Raw genomic sequence first — 17,586 nt, 5'->3', positions numbered from 1 at the left:
ATTCTTTCACGTTCTGCGTTTAACTCGGCCGCAGAAAATATCACCCGTCGTTTTGCTTTGACTCGCCTTTCAATCAACCTTGGCCATCCACGTGGAGGCCCTTCAGGGAGGCATTCGAAATGAGACGGACCACAAAGTTCTTTACAGCAGCGTTTGCCGTCGCGGGAAGTCTGTTGGCGAGCACGGCGACAATGCATGCGCAGGACACAGCCAAAAAGCCCAACATTCTCTTCATCATGGGCGACGACATCGGCTGGATGCAGCCTGGTATCTATCATAAAGGGCTGATGGTCGGGGAAACTCCGAACATCGATCGGATCGGCGAAGAAGGCGCAATGTTTACGACCTACTACGCCGAGCAGAGCTGCACGGCGGGGCGCAACGCCTTTTTCACCGGAATGCATCCGCTTCGCACCGGTATGATCCCGCCCCAGCTGCCGGGTAGTCCGTCCTACCTCAAACCGGGAACGCCGGCGCTCGCATGGTTCCTGCGCGACCTCGGCTACAACACCGGCGAGTTCGGCAAGAACCATCTTGGCGATCACACCGACGCGTTGCCGACCGCCCACGGCTTTCATGAGTTCTGGGGCTATCTCTATCACCTCGACGCCATGCAGGGCGTGAGCTTCCCGGATATCAACAGGACGCCGACCGAGCAGACCGTTGCCCCTCCGTGCAGAAATACACCAATCCCGGGCCTCAAGGACGACCCCGCGGCTGTCGACCCGAAGACGACGCTGTGCCTGATGCCTCCGCGGCCGGTGCTGGCCTGCAAGTCTTCAGACGGTACCGCCGCCAACCAGACCTGCTCGGACGAGGGGCCGTTGACGCTGGAGCGTTCGAAGACGGTCGACGAGGAAATATCGAGCCACGTGATCGATTTTCTCGATCGCAACGATCCCGAGAAAACCAACAGGCCGTTCTTCGTCTGGTACAACCCCGCCCGCATGCACATCACCACCGTGCTTCCGGACAAGTACCAGAGGATGGTCGGCGAACCCGGTGGTAAGGACTGGGGTGTCAACGAAGCCGGCATGAAGCAGATGGATGACAACATCGGCTACGTGCTCAAGAAACTCGAAGATATGGGAGAACTGGACAATACCATCGTCGCGTTCACCACCGACAATGGAGCCGAGACGATTACCTATCCCGACGGCGGCACGACGCCGTTCAAAGGTGGCAAGCTATCGACATGGGAAGGCGGCATGCGCGCGCCGCTGGTCGTTCGGTGGCCCGGCCACATCAAACCTGGCACGGTGAAGAACGACATCTTCGCGTCCCTCGACTGGCTGCCGACCCTGGTCGACATCGCTGGCGGCCCCAAGGGCAACGAACTGAAGGCCGAAATCGAGAAAGGCGCCTATCCCGGAATTGCCAAGACCACGCTCGATGGCGTCAACCAGCGGGCGTATCTCGAAGGGGATTCGGATAAGTCAGCCCGGGATACGTTCTTCTACTATTCCGGCAAGGACCCGTCGGCCGTACGCTACAAGAACTGGAAGATGTATTTCGCGATGGTATCGGATGCCCCCACGGGCTTCCTTGCGGGCGTTCTTCCTTTCCACTGGACGCAAGTGGTCAACATCAAGCGCGATCCGTTCGAAACCTCGATAGGGGAGCAGGTAAAGACCCTTACAGGTATGGGCGGCGCGATCTCGGCTCCGGCGACTGCCTATGTCTACGACTGGAACATGCTGCCGATCGGCCAGGCGCTGTGGCTCAAGGAACTCCAGAGCTACATCGACTATCCACCGATGCAAGACCCGGCCAGCTACAATCTGGAACAGGTCATCCAACAGGTTCAGGCGATGAAGCAACAGCATCACCCAAGCGAATAGCTCGGTCCTGAACCGACAACGGACGCCGCGGGTCGGCGTCCGTCTCGTCCACAATTGGCGTGAGGGCTGCAGAGGGCGGACGATGAGCGATGTCATTCAAACAGGTCGCGACGAAGCACGCTGGCCTCCGGTGTTGGCGATCCTTGCGGTATTCGCCTTTCTGGAGGTGCTGCCGCATCACGTCTATGCGATGCCGCGGTGGATGTCATACGCGGTTCTAATGCTGGCTATCGTTCCAATGGTCATGGTGACGGTGTCGGCCGACAAAACTGTGTGGCTGCGTGTCGAGCGCGTCGCGATCATGGTGCTTGCCAGTGTGTACGCGTGCAATACGGCGGCGGAACTCGGAGATATGATCGGGGTCATCACGCTTCACCCGCCCGAGTTGCGGTCGGTATCGCTGTTGACGTCGTCATTCACCATCTGGGTCACCAACGTTCTCACCTTTTCCCTGCTCTACTGGCAGGTTGATGCCGGTGGTCCGTCGCGCATCGCGCGGGGAATAGCAAGGAAACCCGACTGGCTCTTTCCCCAGGCATCGGTCCCCGAATTGACGTCGCCAGACTGGCGGCCGCGTTACATCGATTATCTTGCCTTGGCGTTCAACACGGCGACCGCCTTCAGCCCCACCGACGCGCTGCCGCTCACGCCGCGTGCGAAAGTGCTGATGATGCTCGAAAGCGCTATTTCGCTGCTGACACTCGTGCTCGTGGCCGCGCGTGCGGTCAATGTCATTCCGTAGTTTCCACTGCGTCGCGGCCAGCTGTTGGTGCCGGCCGCATTGCGATCGAAGGTGCCTGATGTCAGTCGAAGCCGATCAGCTTTCAACCATGATCAATCATGCGGTTGCTCCTGCATTCATGCTCAACGGTGTTGCGGCAATGGTTGCAGTCCTGGTCAATCGGATCTCCGGGGTCACGCAACGGATCAGAGATCTCCGCGAGATCGACGAAAACGACGTCGCACGAGTTTGGCTGAAGACGGAAATCGGGGAGCTGAGGCGACGGGAACTGCTGTTGAACAGTGCGTTGCACCTTGCCGTGCTGGCAGGAATTGGCGTGACGTTTCTGCTCCTGTTCGGATTCGTCGTGGCCTTTTTGGGATACCGTCACGAACCGGGCGCAGCCGTCCTCTTCATTGCGGCGCTATGCTTCCTGGCGGGGTCGCTTTTCCGACTGCTGCAGGACATCCGGCTGTCGCAAGGCGAGCATGACGATCACCGGAAGAGGTGATCGACAAACGCTGCCGCGGCTGCCTGCCGCGGGATTGCAAATGGAGCGTCACGCCGCCTTCGCGGCGTGACCAACGAAGCAGGGTCAATAGCAGGGCGGGAAGGGGTAGTAGCCGCACTGCCGATTGTTGTTGTAGTAGGAGTTGTAATAGTAGGGACGGGCCGCCGCCGCGCCGATGGCTGCACCTGCCACGACGCCTGCCGCAACAGGAGCCCCCCGATACCAGGCGCCGTGATAGACCGGCGCATGCCAGTAGCTGCCTCCCACGCGGTTGAAATTGGTTTCGCCGATATGGACGTCGTTTCCTCGGAAATCGCCCCCAGCGAAGTCTCCGCCACGGAAACCACCGCCACCGAAGCTGCCACCGCCGAAGCCACCACCGCCGCCGAAACTGCCGCCAAAATGATCGATGAAGAGGGCTGGACGCTGATCGCGCATTCGGTATCCGACAAGGTCGACGGGCTGCTGCGCTATGANGGTCCGATTGACGGAATCGACAAAGACGATCGAATTGGCCGAGACGCCGGTCAGAACGAGCTTGCCGTTTTCGATTTTGGCTCCGGCCGAATTGAGGACCGCCAGCGACGGCACCGGGCCTGTCGGCGTGATTTCGCCGATGGACTTTTCGAGCGGCACGTGCGGCTTCTTCGGGGCGTCCTGCGCAAAGGCAGCGGTCGCCAGCGTGAAGCCGCCGGCAAAGAACAAAAGGGCGACGTGATCGATTTTCATGGAGATGTCCTCCCAGTGGAGACAGGCGGGATGCCCGTCGCCTGATGAACCCATTCTGATGTCACAAGCCTTCGTTGCGCCCCAACCGTGAGGTACAACGTTCCTAATCCTTGAAGATTTTCTTCCAGTCGGCTTTCATGTCGATGACCGGCCAGCCCATGATGGGGGCTGCATCGAGCGCCTTGTCGAGACGGCCGAATTCCGTATCGCGGTCGTAGGCGTATTCGCGTTCCGCATCGGTATGATGGACCAGCATGCCAAGACGCGCGGGCGCGCCTGCCATCGTCGTCCACTGGAGCATTTCGAGGTCACCATCGGAATTGCCGAAGGCGGCAATCGGCCGACGACCGATCTCCTGATTGATGCCGACCGGCTTGCCGGCCTTGTCGTCGATGAAGTTAACTTCCGGCAGGCGTCGCAGGGTCGGCGTGTCGTCCTGCATCTTGAACTCGGTCTTGATCGAGGAGCCCACCACCTGTTCGGGCGGAACGCCGTAGACCTTTTCCGTCCACGGCCGCATGAACTCCACGCCGCCACCCGACACGATAAAGGTCTTGAAGCCATTGGCGCGCAGGTAGGCAAGCAGCTCGACCATCGAAGGCGAGCTGGGTGTACATGGGGTGCTCGACCCACAGCGTGCCGTCATTGTCGAACACCGCGATGCGCTCCGGTTCCGGGACGAAGTCGGGCGAACCTTGCTTGGTCACCTTCTCGACGAAGGAAACGATTGCCTGCTTCGGCGCGGTGTCGTTCCATGAAGGCAGCGGATCGCTCTGCGCCTGCGCGGAGGCCGCAAAGAGGAGTGCAACGCTGAACGCCAGCATCGCGTCGCGTGACAATTTGAGGAATTGGCGAAAAGCATGCATTGGGCGTCCTCCAGGTCCTTGTGCGAAAGCGCTGAAAATGTCCCCGGCTCCATAGGAGGCAACGGCGCACGTTGCAGATCCACCCCCGCGGCGGTGAGGAACAACCTTACAGAATGTGCGCACGTCTCGATATTGGACTTTGGGGAATCCACTCGAGACAATCATTAGTGGTACCTTTGATTAGATGACGCTGAAGTGCGAAACTGGTATTATGGCCGCCGGAACGGGAGCGGCCCGATGAACTGGGGAAGCAGGCGTGCAGCTATTTTGCTCCGAGCCGCCCTGATGACGGCTGTCTTCCTCGTCTGGGGGAGCCATGCAGTCGCCTCGGACACGTTGGTTGCGATCGCCGATCGGGTTCCGCGCGTCCTCATCCTCTATCCTTACGATGAGAGGATAGCGGCAACGACCACCGTTGGAGAAGCGTTGCGAAGCCGCCTGCTGGAAGCGAAAGATGGCAAAATCGACCTTTTTTCAGAGTTCCTGGATTTGTCGAGGTTCCCCGAAGCCGAGCATGTCGCACGCATGGCTCGATATCTTGCCGAGAAATATGCTGCCCATCGTCCGGATGTGGTCGTCGCTCTAGGCAGGGAGTCTGCCAGCTTCATCTCGGCGAACCGCAGCTCGATCGCACCGACCGCGAAAATCGTCGCGGCTGGTTTCGGCAATTCCACCGCTGATAATCTCGACTTGCCTGACGATGTGATCGGTGCTTTCACGACATTCGACATACTGAAGACGGCTGAAATGGCCCGCGATCTCCAGCCGAACGCACGTCATCTCTACATCATCGGCGGATCGTCCGACTTCGACCGGGAATGGCTCGCGACGGCACGCGCCGATCTCGGCGCGTTCTCCAAACTATACGACACGACGTATCTCGAAGGTCTGACGATCGACGAATTCGTTGAAAGGGCGTCAGATGTGCCCTCCGACAGCATCATCCTTGCGTTGACGATTTTCAAGGATGGGACAGGACGTAATTTCATCCCGCGTGAAGCGCTGAGGCAAATCGCGGCTACTGCCGGCGCACCTATCTATGGTCCGTACCAGACATACATCGGCTATGGCGTCGTCGGCGGAAATACGGTTACCTTCGATACCTTGGGGAGGACCGTCGGCAATCTTGTCCTCGATGCCATCGCCGGCAAGCCAGTCGCGGATATCGAGGCACCCCAGACATTTATCGCAGACGCCCGGCAGCTCCGACGTTGGGGCCTGGCGGACAAGGACCTGCCTCCAGGCACCATCCAGATGTACAGGGAACGGAGCCTTTGGGAAGAACACTGGTTGGCAGTGACGGGAGCATTCGGTGTCGTCCTGATGCAGGCTGGCGTCATCGCACTCCTTCTGCTCGAGCGACGCCGCCGCTATGACGCGGAGCGCAGGTCGCGAATTCACCTGCTCGAAGCCGTCCATCTCAACCAGTCGGCAACCGCCGGCGCTTTATCCTCGTCGATCGCCCACGAGCTGAACCAGCCCCTGTCTGCCATTCGAAACAATGCCGAGGCTGCGTCCGAACTCCTTCGAAGCGGCAACCCCGATCTGGAGTTGATAAAGCAGATTCTTCTCGACATTCAGGAGGACGATCAGCGTGCGGGCGACATCATTGGCCGCATGAGAGGTTTACTCAAGAGAAGACGCGAGATCGATTGGCAGGAGTTCGACTTGAACGACATCACGTCCAGCGCAATTCATATCCTTCACAGTGAGGCCGAACGCAGAGGGATCACGCTCCACACAAATCAGCCGACGTCGGAGCTGCCGGTGTTGGCAGACAAGGTCCATGTGCAACAGGTCGTCCTCAATCTGGCGACCAATGCGATGGACGCCATGATGGATGCCGGCCCAACCAAGCGAACGCTTACCTTTGCGACAGGACTGGCCAATCAGAAGGCGGAGCTATGTGTCTCGGACACAGGCAACGGCATTCCGGAAGAGCGCCTGTCCAGCATCTTCGAACCGTTCTACACGACCAAGCAGGCGGGGACCGGCTTGGGACTTTCCATAGCGCGTGCCATCGTCGAGACATATGGCGGCACGATTTCCGCGTATAACCGGCCCGAAGGGGGAGCGATCTTTCGCGTGATCCTGCCTCTGGCCGCGAGGGAGGAGTGAGGCAAATGCAGCCGGTGATCCACATCGTCGACGACGACAAATCCTGCCGAACAGCAACAGCAAGGCTGCTCTCGGCGTACGGCCTGAGGGTCGAAGCCTATGAATCCGGGGATCAGTTTCTCGCCCGCCTCCCATACTGCGAGCCCGGCTGCGTTCTCCTTGACCTGCAGATGCCCGGTCTATCCGGCCTGCAAATCCAACGCGAGCTGTGCGAATTGGCGCCGCTGTTGCCGATCGTGTTCCTCACCGGCGAAGGAGACATAAGGGCCGGCGTAGATGCCATGAAGGCGGGGGCAACGGATTTTCTGGAAAAACCCAGCTCGGTGGCGGTGCTGATACCGGCGATCGAGCAAGCCTTGGCACAATATGAAAGGCAGCGCCTCGAGCACAAGCGTCTTCAGGAGCAGCGGACATTGGTGGCGAGCTTGAGTGCGCGCGAAGCCGAAGTCTTCAGGCTGATCGTCCGAGGCAAGCTCAACAAGCAGATCGCTCACGTGCTTGGCATATCGGAGCGAACCGTGAAGGTGCACCGCCATCGTGTTATGGAGAAGCTCGGCGTACGATCAGTGGCGGAGGCGGTGTCCATAGCGGCCGGCATCGATTTCACCAACCGGGACGCGCTGACGTCCGGAAGTCGATCGGGGCGACCCTCCCCTTAGGACAATATCAAACAGGGCCCGATCAGCCTAGTGTGACAGGGAACCGCGTATAGTCACGAGAGGGGCTTGAGGTGGGGGATCTGCGCCGCACGATCGCTGTCATCGACGATGATGCAAGCCTACGTCGAAGCGTCGGGCGACTGCTCAATGCGTACGGGTTTGCCGCCATCGAGTATGCATCAGCGGAGGCTTTCCTTGCACGAGATCCGGATGCAACGATCGACGGTCTCATTCTGGACATCGATCTCGATGGCATCTCGGGCATCGAATTGCAGCGAAGGCTGAAAGACGCCGGCGTGGAACTGCCGATAATTTTTATTACGGGGCTCGAAAACAATCGCCTGAAAACCGAGGCAGAGCGGGCAGGGTGCATCGCCTATCTGCGAAAGCCCTTCGCGGGATCCGTGTTGATTGCAGCCGTGAACAAGGCACTCGGCGCGGGACCCTGATGCGCGCCGGAGAGCTTCGGACATTCACGGCCATTCCCCTCGAACGAGGCCTGCAAATACGCGGCGCATTTTCGGCGCCGATTACAGAACACTCATGGGCAGACTATCTACGACCCCAACCCGAAAGGAACGACAATGCTCAGACACATAATTGCTTCCCTGGCATGCTCGGTGTTTCTCGCTCCAGTCGCGGCAGGCGCGGCGCAGCTCGAGGTCGGAAAGCTGGACTGCGACATATCCGCAGGCGTTGGGATGATCATAGAATCGAAACAGGCCGTATCATGCACGTTCACACCTTCGCCCTCCATCGCCGGTTCGCCGCAGGTCTACAAGGGTTCCATCGATGAGTTCGGCCTCGCCATAGGCGACGTCAAGAAGGGGCGGATGGTCTGGCTCGTTTCCAGCGTCAGCGGCAAGCCGCTGGCCGGACTGCAAGGCACCTATCGTGGTGTCGAGGCGGACGCCAGCCTTGGTCTCGGCGGCGGCGCGAAGGTCTTGGTCGGCGGGAGCCAGGACAGCGTTTCGCTTCAGCCCGTTTCGCTGGAAGAAGAAGTCGGTGTCAATGTCGCGCTGGGCGTTGCGGCGCTGAAGCTGCAATTGGTTGAGTAACTGCCGAATTCAGGCAGGCGCCGTCGCTCCCGCGGCACGAATCCGGTGGCTGCCTGAAACGACTACGTCATCCACTTGCGGTGCTCGGCGAAGCGTTCGGCGAGCAGGTCGATGAACAGACGCACCTTCGTCGGCAGATGGCTTCTGTTCGGATAGACCGCGTTGATCGCGAATTCGACGCCCCGGTATTCCGGAAGCAGCTGTACGAGCCGTCCTTCGGCAAGGTCATCCGCGACCAGAAAGCTGGGTGCGAGAGTGACCGCGCGCCCGTTGATGACAAGGTGGCGAAGCGTCTCGGCGCTGTTGGTGAGGACGGAACCACCGACTTTGACCCGGCTCCGCTCGCCCGCCTCGCTCTCGAAGGTCCATTCGTCTCCAAAGGGATAGTAGGTGTAGCGCGTGCAGTCGTGGCCCGCCAGGTCCGCGAGAGTGGACGGCGCGCTATGCGCCTCGAGATAGGACGGAGAGCAGACGAGGATGTGCCGCCACGGCGTCAGCTTGCGGACGATCAGGCTGGAATCCGAGAGCGGGACCGTTCGTATGGAAAGATCGTACCCGTCTTCGATCATGTCGACCATGCGCTCGCTGATGCTCAGGTCAAGCGAAACCGATGGATAGAGCTGCATGTACTCGTCCATGACGGGCAGCAGAAACCTGACGATCGCGGCTGTTGAATTGAATTTCAGGACACCGCGCGGAGTCGTCGTCAGGGCCGCTGCCGCCCGGTCGGCGTCCTCAAGGTCGGCAAGAACCTGCGCCGATCGGTCGTAGTAGAATTTCCCCGTCTCGGTGAGGCTGACCTTTCGCGTCGTTCGGTTCAGCAGCCGAACGCCGAGCCTTTCCTCCAGTGACTGTACGTGGGTCGCCACCATCGTCACCGACATGTTGAGACGTCGCGCCGCGGCACTGAACCCGCCGCATTCGACGACTTTTCCGAACACCGCAAGACTGGTCAGACGATCCATCGTCGTATCCTCATTATCCGCTCTGAGCGTATGATCCTTACCGATATCAGCGGATTATCAAACAGCAAAGGGAAGGGCATTTTTCAACCCAACGGACGAAACGGCGCTTGATCGCGCCAGTCAACAGGAGAATCGAAATGGTTGAGCTGCCCCGAAAGGAAGTCTTCGAGACCTCCGCCGAAGCCGACACGACGATCAGGGACATTCCCTCCACCCCCGAAGTGCAGGCGGCCTCGGCGCCGGAAGCTGCTCCCAAGCCGCGCAAGAGCATCGTCAAGAAAGGTGTGCTGATCGTCGCCTTGCTTGCCGGTGCCGCATACGGCGTCGACTTCGGCCATCATTACTGGACCGTAGGCCGCTTCATCGAATCCACTGACGACGCCTATGTGAAGGCCGATTACACGACCGTCGCTCCAAAGGTCGCCGGATATATCAAGGAAGTCCTTGTCAACGACAACGACACGGTCAAGGCCGGGCAGGTCATTGCCCGCATCGACGATCGCGATTTTCAGGCGGCGCTGTCACAGGCAAAGGCCGATGTGAAGGCTGCGGAAGCCGCCATCACCAACATCGACGCACAGATCGAGCTGCAGCAATCGGTGATCGGTCAGGCAAAGGCTTCTATCGATGCCTCGAATGCCTCGCTGGTGTTCGCGAAGTCCGATGCCGCAAGAAACGCGCGCCTCATCACAAGCGGTGCCGGTACCCAGTCCCGTGCCGAACAGAGCCAGTCTCTCATGGATCAGGCGGCCGCAGCGGTCGAGCGCGACCTGGCGGCACTGGTGGCGGCTCAGAACAAGGTTCCGGTCCTGAAGACGCAGCGCAACCAGGCCGTGGCGCAAAGAGACCGCGCCGCGGCAGCCGCCGGCCAGGCAGAGCTCAACCTGTCCTACACGAATATCCTGGCAGCCGTGGATGGAACCGTCGGGGCCCGCTCGATCCGTGTCGGTCAGTTCGTGACATCGGGCACCCAATTGATGGCGGTCGTGCCGCTTCACGCGGTCTACATCGTCGCCAATTTCAAGGAAACGCAGCTCACCTACGTACGTCAGGGCCAGAAGGTCGAGATCAAGGTCGACAGCTTCCCCGATCTCGAGGTGAATGGCCACGTCGACAGCGTATCGCCTGCCAGCGGCCTGGAGTTCTCGCTGCTGCCTCCTGACAACGCGACCGGCAACTTCACGAAGATCGTCCAGCGTATCCCGGTGAAGATCGTCATCGACGACGAGAGCCTTGCCGGCCGTCTTCGCTCGGGCATGTCCGTCGAACCAGCAATCGACACCAAGGCTGCACAGCTATCGGAAGGCAGGTAAGGCGATGGGCGATTATCCGGCGAGACCGGATAATCCTTCCGCTTCTTCCCCGATTATCGACAATCCCGCGTCATGAGACATTCCGCGCAAGCCGGAAGGAGACAAGTCATGGCTACCCTTCAGATCGCAGCAAACAGCAATCCACAGCCTCGGCCCGAAGCTTTGGCGCAGCGCGCGAAATCCGAGATGAGTTCGCTTCGCATGTGGACCGCCGTTGTCGGTTCAACGCTCGGCGCATTCATGGCCGTGCTGAACATCCAGATCGTCAACGCCTCGCTCGCCGACATCCAGGGCGCGATCGGCGCCGGGAAGGACGACGGCGGCTGGATCTCGACCTCCTATCTGATCGCCGAGATCGTCGTCATTCCTCTCAGCGGATGGCTGGCCCGCGTCTTCTCGGTCAGGAACTATCTGCTGGTCAACGCCGTCCTGTTCCTGATCTTCTCGATCGCCTGTGCCTTTGCCGTGAACCTGCAGCAGATGATCGTGCTGCGCGCCATCCAGGGCTTTTCCGGCGGCGTGCTGATCCCGATGGCCTTCACCATCATCATCACGCTGCTTCCCAAACCCAAGCAGCCGATCGGTCTTGCACTGTTTGCGCTGTCGGCGACCTTCGCGCCCGCGATCGGCCCCACCATCGGCGGCTATCTGACTGAGAACTACGGCTGGGAGTTCATCTTCTACGTCAACCTCGTACCTGGTTCGCTGATGATTGCGATGCTGTGGGCGTCGCTCGACCGCGCTCCGATGAATCTCGGCCTGCTGGCGAAGGGCGATTGGCCCGGTATCGTGACCATGTCCATCGGTCTCGCCGCGCTCCAGACCGTCCTTGAAGAAGGCAACAAGGAAGACTGGTTCGGTTCGGATTTCATCGTTCGCCTGTCGGTCATCGCGGCGGTGTCCCTGGTGCTCTTCCTGATCATCGAACTCAAGACCGCCCATCCGCTGTTGAACCTGCGGCTGCTGCTCCGGCGCAATTTCGGCTTTGGCATCCTTGCCAACTTCCTCCTCGGCATCGCGCTCTATGGCTCGGCGTTCGTCCTGCCGATCTACCTGTCCCGCATTCAGGGCTACAACTCCGAACAGATCGGCGTGGTGCTCGCCTGGACGGGCATTCCGCAGCTCCTGCTGATCCCGCTCGTGCCCCGTCTGATGAAACGCTTCGACGTCCGCCTCCTGATCATCGTCGGCTTCGCCCTTTTCGCCGCCTCCAACTTCATGAACGTCTACATGACTTCGGATTATGCGAGCGACCAGCTCTTCTGGCCGAACGTCGTGCGTGCCATCGGCCAGGCCCTGGTCTTCACGCCGCTCTCGGCCATCGCAACCGCAGGCATCGAGGAGGAGAATGCAGGTTCGGCGTCGGCACTCTTCAACATGATGCGCAATCTCGGCGGTGCCGTGGGCATTGCCTCGCTGCAGACCTTCCTGTCGAAGCGGGAGCAGTTCCATTCGAACATTCTGACGAATTCCGTCAGCGTGTTCGAGGAGGCCACCCGCGTTCGCGTCGCCAAGCTGACCGCCTACTTCATGAACCACGGCATCAGCGACCAGGCGGCGGCAACACACAAGGCCATGGTTGCGATTGCGCTGAACCTCAGGAAGCAGGCCAACATCATGGCCTTCAGCGATACGTTCTTCCTGCTCGGCGTGGCACTCGTCATCGCGCTGCTCGCCACGCTGCTCCTGAAAAAGCCCGGCAAGCTCTCTGGCGGCGGCGCTCACTGATCCCGCAATCGAAAGGCACGAGGATGAACACGATCATGCAGCGGCCAATGTCCCGTCGCCAGCGCACGGAAAGAAACCGGAACGCAGACACCGGCTCGATCCTCTCGGTCCTCGAATGGTTGTCGGGAGACGAATGCCACGCAATCGACGAAGCCGGACTGATCGCCGGCCTTGGGCGCAGACTTCGCCAGATAGGTCTTCCGGTCGACAGGCTGACCCTGCACCTGATGACCCTTCATCCTGAGATCCTCGGACGGACGCTTGCATGGGCGCCAGCCGAACCGATCGAGATCCATGACCGCGAACACGGGATGAAGCTCGCTTTCGCCACCAGCCCCCTGCGCAAGGTGATGGACAGCCGCGAACCGATGATCGTCGACGCCAATGACGAGAAATGGCCATGGAAGCATATCGACGTTTTCAGGGATCGCGGCCTGGTGCAGCTCGTCATCGCGCCGCTCTGCAATGCCGATGGCCCCGTCAGCGCTGCGGGGTTCGGCACCAGGCGACCCGGAGGGTTCACGGCGTCGGAAATCCGCGTTCTCGAGCGAATTCTTCCCGCACTTCGAAACACCTGCGAACTGCGCGTGATGCGGCAGGCCGAACTCTCGCTGCTCGACGTCTACATCGGGCCGATGACCACCCAGCGCATTCTCGCGGGAAGGATCAGGCAGGGCGAGATCGAGACCATGGAGGCCGCGCTCCTGCTATGCGATCTCCGTGGCTTCACCGAGCTTTCAAACAGGCTGCCCGAGGAAAAAGTCCTCGAACTGCTGAACGCCTACTTCGACATCGTCGTTCCGGCGATCACCGGCCAGGGCGGAGAGGTTTTGAAGTTCATGGGTGACGCCGTGCTCGCATTCTTTCCGAGCTCGGACGCCGAAATGGCAAGCGAGCAGGCGCTCGCGGCCACGGACACGATCCTCGACACCCTGTCGCGCTTCGAACTCGAGGGCGTCCGCGTCGAGGCCGCCGTGGCTCTTCACTACGGGAGGGTCAGTTACGGCAATGTCGGTTCCGGAAGCCGCCTCGACTTCACCGTGATCGGCTCCGACGTCAACCTTCTCAGCCGCATCCAGACGGCCTGCGGCACGCTCGGGAAATCCGTGCTGATGTCGGACGCATTCCGACGCCGAGCAGGGGCCGAGAATGTCGTCTCCGCGAAATTCCACCACCTGAAAGGGTTCGAAGACGCAATCGAACTCTTCACGGTCCCGACGCCGCAAAGGCAAGCTGGCTGAGCGATCGGACAACAAAATAAATGGCGCACCCGACAGGATTCGACCAGGAGGTAAAAGTTAAAAAAAACAATGCCTTGTACGAGCTACTGTCATGGAGGTTGTCACGAAAAATGTCACAGGTCTTCGTGACGCAATTCCTGGGCGGCGGTCGTTCTCGCAATCAACCTCGCGGTTGCAAATGATGTTATTGTTAGAGCAGATCCCTCAGACCGCTCCAGCGAGACCTCATATCCAACGAGGTGTGGACCAACTTCTGAAAAGCGGCTACGGAACTTGACACAGGGGTTCAAAAGGGCAGCGGCTTTCGAATCTCCCAAAGCACCTTGCGCTCTTGCGGATTAAGAGTACTTTTACTTGTAGGTCTATTAGAAAACCACAAGGGATATTCTTTCCGTGGCCGACCGTTACATTTTAATGGAAAGACCGACCAACACTAGGTCATTTGAAGCAGTCAATCTTCTCGCAACGCTCCCCGTCGTGAACGGTGGAGGCGGAGCTTTCCACGATATTGGGGGCCTCGGGGTGAACGTGCACATTATCGATAATGTGTCACCCTCAGGTCCCCGCCTAGCCACCATTGCCGATAGTGATGTGGCAGCGCTAAACAGTTCGCGGTCTCCTATCGTCGCAGTGAAGGAGGCATTTCTCCCACGTCTCGAACGACTAAACTCTCAGCCTGCATTGCTGGAGGGAGATGCCCTTCCAATGGATCGGCGCGAGGTGGTATTTACCGTCAGGGATAGTACGTCAGACCGACCGCTTAAAGGTGTAACGGTCGTGGCATACTGGGATGTTAGCCAAAAAGCCGGGGCAAAAGGAGTTACCAGTGCTGACGGCACTGTTCGCCTTTTTGTCAAACAGCTGAGAATAGAGCAGCTCCTCTTATTGCCTGAGGGAACTTATTGGAGCCGTTCTCTGACCAACGTCAGCTTTTCTGAGGCCTTCACTATACAACTTGATCCCATAACGTTGCCGTACAGTGATGCGCTTCATTTTTACTACGGAAACTCAAGTTTCAACGAGAAACTTGGTGTGCGCGTGGGGGTTCTAGATACTGGTTGCGGTCCACACACGTCGCTAAACCTAATAAGTGGACGCAACACCGTTACGGGTGAAGATCCAGGTGCGTTCGACGACTGGCATTTTCATGGAACTCACGTTGCAGGCATTGTAGGTGCTCGTCGAACATCACCGGACTCAATTTCCGGAATGGCCCCGGCAGTACAGATTGTGCCATATCGCATCTTCGGCCTCGGCCAAGACAGTGCAAGTAATTACTCTATTTTGAAGGCATTAGTGTTTGCTGCAGAAACTAGATGTGATGTGGTAAATCTAAGTGTTGGCGGGGGGGCCGAAGACGATGTCGTGAAGGAAGCGATACGCGATGCCCGGGAAAACGGGATGCTTGTGGTTCTTGCGGCTGGAAACGACAGCAGGGCGCCTGTTCGGTACCCCGCTGCGTATCCAGATGCCGTGGCTGTTTCTGCGATGGGCCGCTTGGGGACATTCCCATCGAGTGCCTGCGAGTCGTTGCAAGTGTTGTTTCCCCCCAAAGCTACATTGCCACAGGAGTTTATTGCCGCAGCGTCGAATATTGGAACGCAGATAGCCTTTACGGCTCCGGGAGTTGGGATTGTATCGACACTCCCAGGTGACCGATTTGGCGCCGAGACCGGTACTTCAATGGCGGCACCCGTCGTTACCGGATGGGCGGCGTGTGCGCTTTCTCAAAACGAAGCCATATTTAGTTCACCTCGGGACCGCGCGCGATCCGACGCTATCCTAAAGCTCCTACAGTTAGGAGCAATCAAGCAAGGCTTCGGAGCCGAATACGAGGGTTTTGGGATGCCTGAACCGTACAGTGGAAACATAGCATGAGTAGATTTGTCTTGTTTCACCGAACCGGTCAGCCTGAAGAAGCCGAGCGGCTTCGCATCCAAGCGCTTCCGGGGGTTCAGTTGATCGATGGGGAAAGCAAAAGGGCGATGCTTGTGGAGATGCCAGACGAACAAGTTGAAGCGGTTACTAAGGAAGTGGGGTCGGATTGGCTTGTAGCACGTGAGGACGCCATTTCCTCGCCTAATGACCCAGTTGCATAGGTTTGGAAAATGAAGCAAGGCAAACCCAAAGGGGGCAAACGGTCTGAGGCGACTTCCAGACTAGGTCAGGCCACGCGGATCAAACGTACACAATACGCTCAATTCCACTTTATTTCCTCCGATTGGAGTGAGTTCGTTCCATCAGACGTACGGGTCAAATCTCTGGGGAACAAAGTTGTCGGGTTCTCCGGTTTAACAAACGTACTTATTAATTTTGATACTGAGAAGTTGATGGCGTTTGCGGAATTGAGTTCAATTGAATGGATCTCCGTCTACGGGCTGCTGCGTTCTGGAATAGGGGAAAAGACGATCTCCCAACTTGTGGAGAAAGGATTTGCCTATTTCGACGATGTTAGCGAATGGAGTGTCTTTCTTAGATCCAAGGAAGAGCTGATAACGAATACTGGATGGAAAAGCAGTTCCTACATGTGTCATGTCGCCAACATGTGGCAGGACATGAGCCAATCGCTTGGGGACTATGGTCGCCTAGATGCGTTTGACGAATTTTTACCGAACGAAAAAGACCCAAGGAGCATACTTCCCGCGCTGTGCCCCGCTCCCCCCGCACTTTACCGTCGAGAGGACGCTTTATCGCGCGTGCAGCTTAAATCCGAAACTACGCAGGGGCATTTAACGAACTTGCTGCGCAAACGGCGTAGTAGGCGGTGGTTCACGGACGAATCCCTAAAGCGAAAGCATCTTTCAGAACTCCTGGAGAATGCATTTGGCTGGCTCGCGACCAGAAAACCGATGCCTACGCTAACTGTTGTGAGAAAGTCTAGCCCTTCGGGCGGCTGCCTTCATCCAACTGAATGCTATGTTTTGGTCATGAACGTGGAAGGCATCTCGCCAGGATATTATCACTATAACGTTGCAGAGCACAGTTTGGATCTGCTTCGTGGTCTTACCTGTGAAGAGGCCGTGAAAGATGCCCAGGAAATCGCGTCTGGACAGTACTATTTTCGAAGCGCCGCTATCTGCCTCATATTAGCTACTCGGTTCGACAGGCTATTCTGGAAGTATTCGGATCATGCGAAAGCGTACGCGGCGTCATGGGCGGATATTGGCCATATCAGTCAAACGCTATATCTTTTGACAACTGATATGGGCATTGGGATGACCTTCACGGCTGCAATATCCGATGCCAACGCAAACGTGGCATTGGGCCTAGATGGCGTGTCTCAAGGCTCTATGGCTGCAATCGCGTGCGGGAACGTTCACCCAGAACTCCGTCGCAATTTGGAGATGACTTTTACACCGCGCGTGTAGTGTTTTTTCGTGCTGCATTGATTGGTTCAGAGAGTAACCCAAGATAAATAGGCGCGAGTAGACGACGAGATCCAAACAGAAGTTGCATTCAGAGCTAATATGTGCTTTTGTTAAATCTATAAGCCCCACGTTGCTGACGTCCAGGCTTAATATCACTTCAAGTGTTCACATACGTCGACCTTTCCCTCGCAAAAGTACTATGGAGGAAGCTATGTCCGTTGACGCGGAGATGTTAATTCAGGTTTTGGAAGAGGCTTCGAACGGAGACGTGGAAGCTGCGATCGCGAAGCACGGTGCGTCTTTAAGCGATACCGAGAAGGCTCAATTGCGGCGACTTACGCCTGCCCAAATCAAAACCACTCTTAAGAATCTTCAGGACGCAAATAAAGCTCTGAATAAAATGCTGATATTGGACGTAAACAACAATCTATAGCTTCAGAGGGAGCAATTTGAAGGTGGGGGGCGAGG

At 58.3% G+C, this 17,586-nt stretch carries 15 protein-coding genes and 3 pseudogenes; 14 read left to right on the top strand and 4 right to left on the bottom strand.

The window, feature by feature from the left end; genetic code table 11:
• Positions 1–119 precede the first annotated feature (119 nt).
• The 3 genes from ASC97_RS23375 (at position 120) to ASC97_RS23365 (ending at position 3,073) form a co-directional block, all read left to right on the top strand.
• Positions 120–1,841 carry an arylsulfatase gene (locus tag ASC97_RS23375; RefSeq protein ID WP_057470733.1) on the top strand — a complete coding sequence of 574 codons (1,722 nt, stop codon included), beginning with the start codon at positions 120–122 and terminating at the stop codon, positions 1,839–1,841.
• 82 nt (positions 1,842–1,923) lie between these two features.
• Entirely contained in the window at positions 1,924–2,583 is a 660-nt protein-coding gene (locus tag ASC97_RS23370) for a hypothetical protein (protein WP_057470732.1), read from the top strand.
• Positions 2,584–2,641: 58 nt separating this feature from the next.
• Positions 2,642–3,073 (top strand): DUF2721 domain-containing protein, encoded by a 432-nt coding sequence (locus ASC97_RS23365; RefSeq protein ID WP_057470731.1) that lies wholly within the window; start codon positions 2,642–2,644, stop codon positions 3,071–3,073.
• A gap of 84 nt (positions 3,074–3,157) precedes the next feature.
• Here the strand turns inward: ASC97_RS23365 and ASC97_RS35590 are convergent.
• From ASC97_RS35590 to ASC97_RS23355, 3 pseudogenes are all read right to left on the bottom strand, one after another.
• A pseudogene (locus tag ASC97_RS35590) lies at positions 3,158–3,549 on the bottom strand (hypothetical protein); the annotation flags it as partial.
• A gap of 1 nt (position 3,550) precedes the next feature.
• Positions 3,551–3,802, bottom strand: a pseudogene (locus ASC97_RS35585) (UDP-N-acetylglucosamine-transferase); the annotation flags it as partial.
• 103 nt (positions 3,803–3,905) lie between these two features.
• A pseudogene (locus ASC97_RS23355) lies at positions 3,906–4,668 on the bottom strand (HAD family hydrolase).
• Positions 4,669–4,953: 285 nt separating this feature from the next.
• Between ASC97_RS23355 and ASC97_RS23350 the strand changes: the two are divergent.
• The 4 genes from ASC97_RS23350 to ASC97_RS23335 all read left to right on the top strand — a co-directional run bounded on the left by ASC97_RS23350 (position 4,954) and on the right by ASC97_RS23335 (position 8,503).
• The gene (locus ASC97_RS23350) at positions 4,954–6,786 is read left to right on the top strand and encodes a sensor histidine kinase (protein ID WP_244481557.1); all 1,833 of its coding nucleotides are present in this window, start codon (positions 4,954–4,956) and stop codon (positions 6,784–6,786) included.
• A gap of 5 nt (positions 6,787–6,791) precedes the next feature.
• Positions 6,792–7,445 carry a response regulator transcription factor gene (locus ASC97_RS23345; protein ID WP_057470728.1) on the top strand — a complete coding sequence of 218 codons (654 nt, stop codon included), beginning with the start codon at positions 6,792–6,794 and terminating at the stop codon, positions 7,443–7,445.
• 71 nt (positions 7,446–7,516) lie between these two features.
• Positions 7,517–7,894 carry a response regulator transcription factor gene (locus ASC97_RS23340; protein ID WP_057470727.1) on the top strand — a complete coding sequence of 126 codons (378 nt, stop codon included), beginning with the start codon at positions 7,517–7,519 and terminating at the stop codon, positions 7,892–7,894.
• Between the two features lie 135 nt (positions 7,895–8,029).
• On the top strand, positions 8,030–8,503 hold the full coding sequence (locus tag ASC97_RS23335) for a DUF992 domain-containing protein (RefSeq protein ID WP_057470726.1): 474 nt from the start codon (positions 8,030–8,032) through the stop codon (positions 8,501–8,503).
• Positions 8,504–8,565: 62 nt separating this feature from the next.
• Here ASC97_RS23335 and ASC97_RS23330 read toward each other — a convergent pair whose 3' ends face one another.
• Positions 8,566–9,468 (bottom strand): LysR family transcriptional regulator, encoded by a 903-nt coding sequence (locus tag ASC97_RS23330; RefSeq protein WP_057470725.1) that lies wholly within the window; start codon positions 9,466–9,468, stop codon positions 8,566–8,568.
• 137 nt (positions 9,469–9,605) lie between these two features.
• On the opposite strand from ASC97_RS23330, the gene ASC97_RS23325 reads away from it, so the two are divergent.
• The 7 genes from ASC97_RS23325 to ASC97_RS23295 all read left to right on the top strand — a co-directional run bounded on the left by ASC97_RS23325 (position 9,606) and on the right by ASC97_RS23295 (position 17,551).
• Positions 9,606–10,781, top strand: a complete 1,176-nt coding sequence (locus ASC97_RS23325) for an HlyD family secretion protein (RefSeq protein ID WP_057470724.1) — start codon at positions 9,606–9,608, stop codon at positions 10,779–10,781.
• 108 nt (positions 10,782–10,889) lie between these two features.
• Positions 10,890–12,509, top strand: a complete 1,620-nt coding sequence (locus ASC97_RS23320) for an MDR family MFS transporter (RefSeq protein ID WP_057470723.1) — start codon at positions 10,890–10,892, stop codon at positions 12,507–12,509.
• A 35-nt stretch (positions 12,510–12,544) separates the two neighbouring features.
• Positions 12,545–13,750, top strand: a complete 1,206-nt coding sequence (locus ASC97_RS23315) for an adenylate/guanylate cyclase domain-containing protein (protein ID WP_244481556.1) — start codon at positions 12,545–12,547, stop codon at positions 13,748–13,750.
• Positions 13,751–14,143: 393 nt separating this feature from the next.
• The gene (locus ASC97_RS33370; protein ID WP_156390441.1) at positions 14,144–15,628 is read left to right on the top strand and encodes a S8 family peptidase; all 1,485 of its coding nucleotides are present in this window, start codon (positions 14,144–14,146) and stop codon (positions 15,626–15,628) included.
• Positions 15,625–15,849, top strand: a complete 225-nt coding sequence (locus ASC97_RS23305; RefSeq protein ID WP_057470720.1) for a hypothetical protein — start codon at positions 15,625–15,627, stop codon at positions 15,847–15,849. The genes ASC97_RS33370 and ASC97_RS23305 overlap by 4 nt, the downstream gene beginning before the upstream one ends.
• Positions 15,850–15,858: 9 nt before the next feature.
• Entirely contained in the window at positions 15,859–17,118 is a 1,260-nt protein-coding gene (locus ASC97_RS23300) for a SagB family peptide dehydrogenase (protein WP_082530120.1), read from the top strand.
• A 211-nt stretch (positions 17,119–17,329) separates the two neighbouring features.
• Positions 17,330–17,551 carry a hypothetical protein gene (locus tag ASC97_RS23295; RefSeq protein ID WP_156390440.1) on the top strand — a complete coding sequence of 74 codons (222 nt, stop codon included), beginning with the start codon at positions 17,330–17,332 and terminating at the stop codon, positions 17,549–17,551.
• Positions 17,552–17,586: the final 35 nt, after the last annotated feature.

Origin of the sequence: Rhizobium sp. Root1203, from assembly GCF_001424945.1 — a bacterium.
Lineage (GTDB): Bacteria > Pseudomonadota > Alphaproteobacteria > Rhizobiales > Rhizobiaceae > Rhizobium.
Note: the sequence above shows the minus strand (reverse complement) of the source record. Positions and strands in the feature narration are given on the sequence as shown.

Excerpts from the sequence above, each read along its gene's own strand:
- ASC97_RS23305 (WP_057470720.1), top strand. The coding sequence starts at position 15,625 with ATGAGTAGATTTGTCTTGTTTCACCGAACCGGTCAGCCTGAAGAAGCC.
- ASC97_RS23335 (WP_057470726.1), top strand. The coding sequence starts at position 8,030 with ATGCTCAGACACATAATTGCTTCCCTGGCATGCTCGGTGTTTCTCGCT.
- ASC97_RS23375 (WP_057470733.1), top strand. The coding sequence starts at position 120 with ATGAGACGGACCACAAAGTTCTTTACAGCAGCGTTTGCCGTCGCGGGA.
- ASC97_RS23295 (WP_156390440.1), top strand. The coding sequence starts at position 17,330 with ATGTCCGTTGACGCGGAGATGTTAATTCAGGTTTTGGAAGAGGCTTCG.
- ASC97_RS23350 (WP_244481557.1), top strand. The coding sequence starts at position 4,954 with ATGACGGCTGTCTTCCTCGTCTGGGGGAGCCATGCAGTCGCCTCGGAC.
- ASC97_RS23325 (WP_057470724.1), top strand. The coding sequence starts at position 9,606 with ATGGTTGAGCTGCCCCGAAAGGAAGTCTTCGAGACCTCCGCCGAAGCC.
- ASC97_RS23315 (WP_244481556.1), top strand. The coding sequence starts at position 12,545 with ATGCAGCGGCCAATGTCCCGTCGCCAGCGCACGGAAAGAAACCGGAAC.
- ASC97_RS23330 (WP_057470725.1), bottom strand. The coding sequence starts at position 9,468 with ATGGATCGTCTGACCAGTCTTGCGGTGTTCGGAAAAGTCGTCGAATGC.
- ASC97_RS23300 (WP_082530120.1), top strand. The coding sequence starts at position 15,859 with ATGAAGCAAGGCAAACCCAAAGGGGGCAAACGGTCTGAGGCGACTTCC.
- ASC97_RS23365 (WP_057470731.1), top strand. The coding sequence starts at position 2,642 with ATGTCAGTCGAAGCCGATCAGCTTTCAACCATGATCAATCATGCGGTT.
- ASC97_RS23370 (WP_057470732.1), top strand. The coding sequence starts at position 1,924 with ATGAGCGATGTCATTCAAACAGGTCGCGACGAAGCACGCTGGCCTCCG.
- ASC97_RS23320 (WP_057470723.1), top strand. The coding sequence starts at position 10,890 with ATGGCTACCCTTCAGATCGCAGCAAACAGCAATCCACAGCCTCGGCCC.
- ASC97_RS23345 (WP_057470728.1), top strand. The coding sequence starts at position 6,792 with ATGCAGCCGGTGATCCACATCGTCGACGACGACAAATCCTGCCGAACA.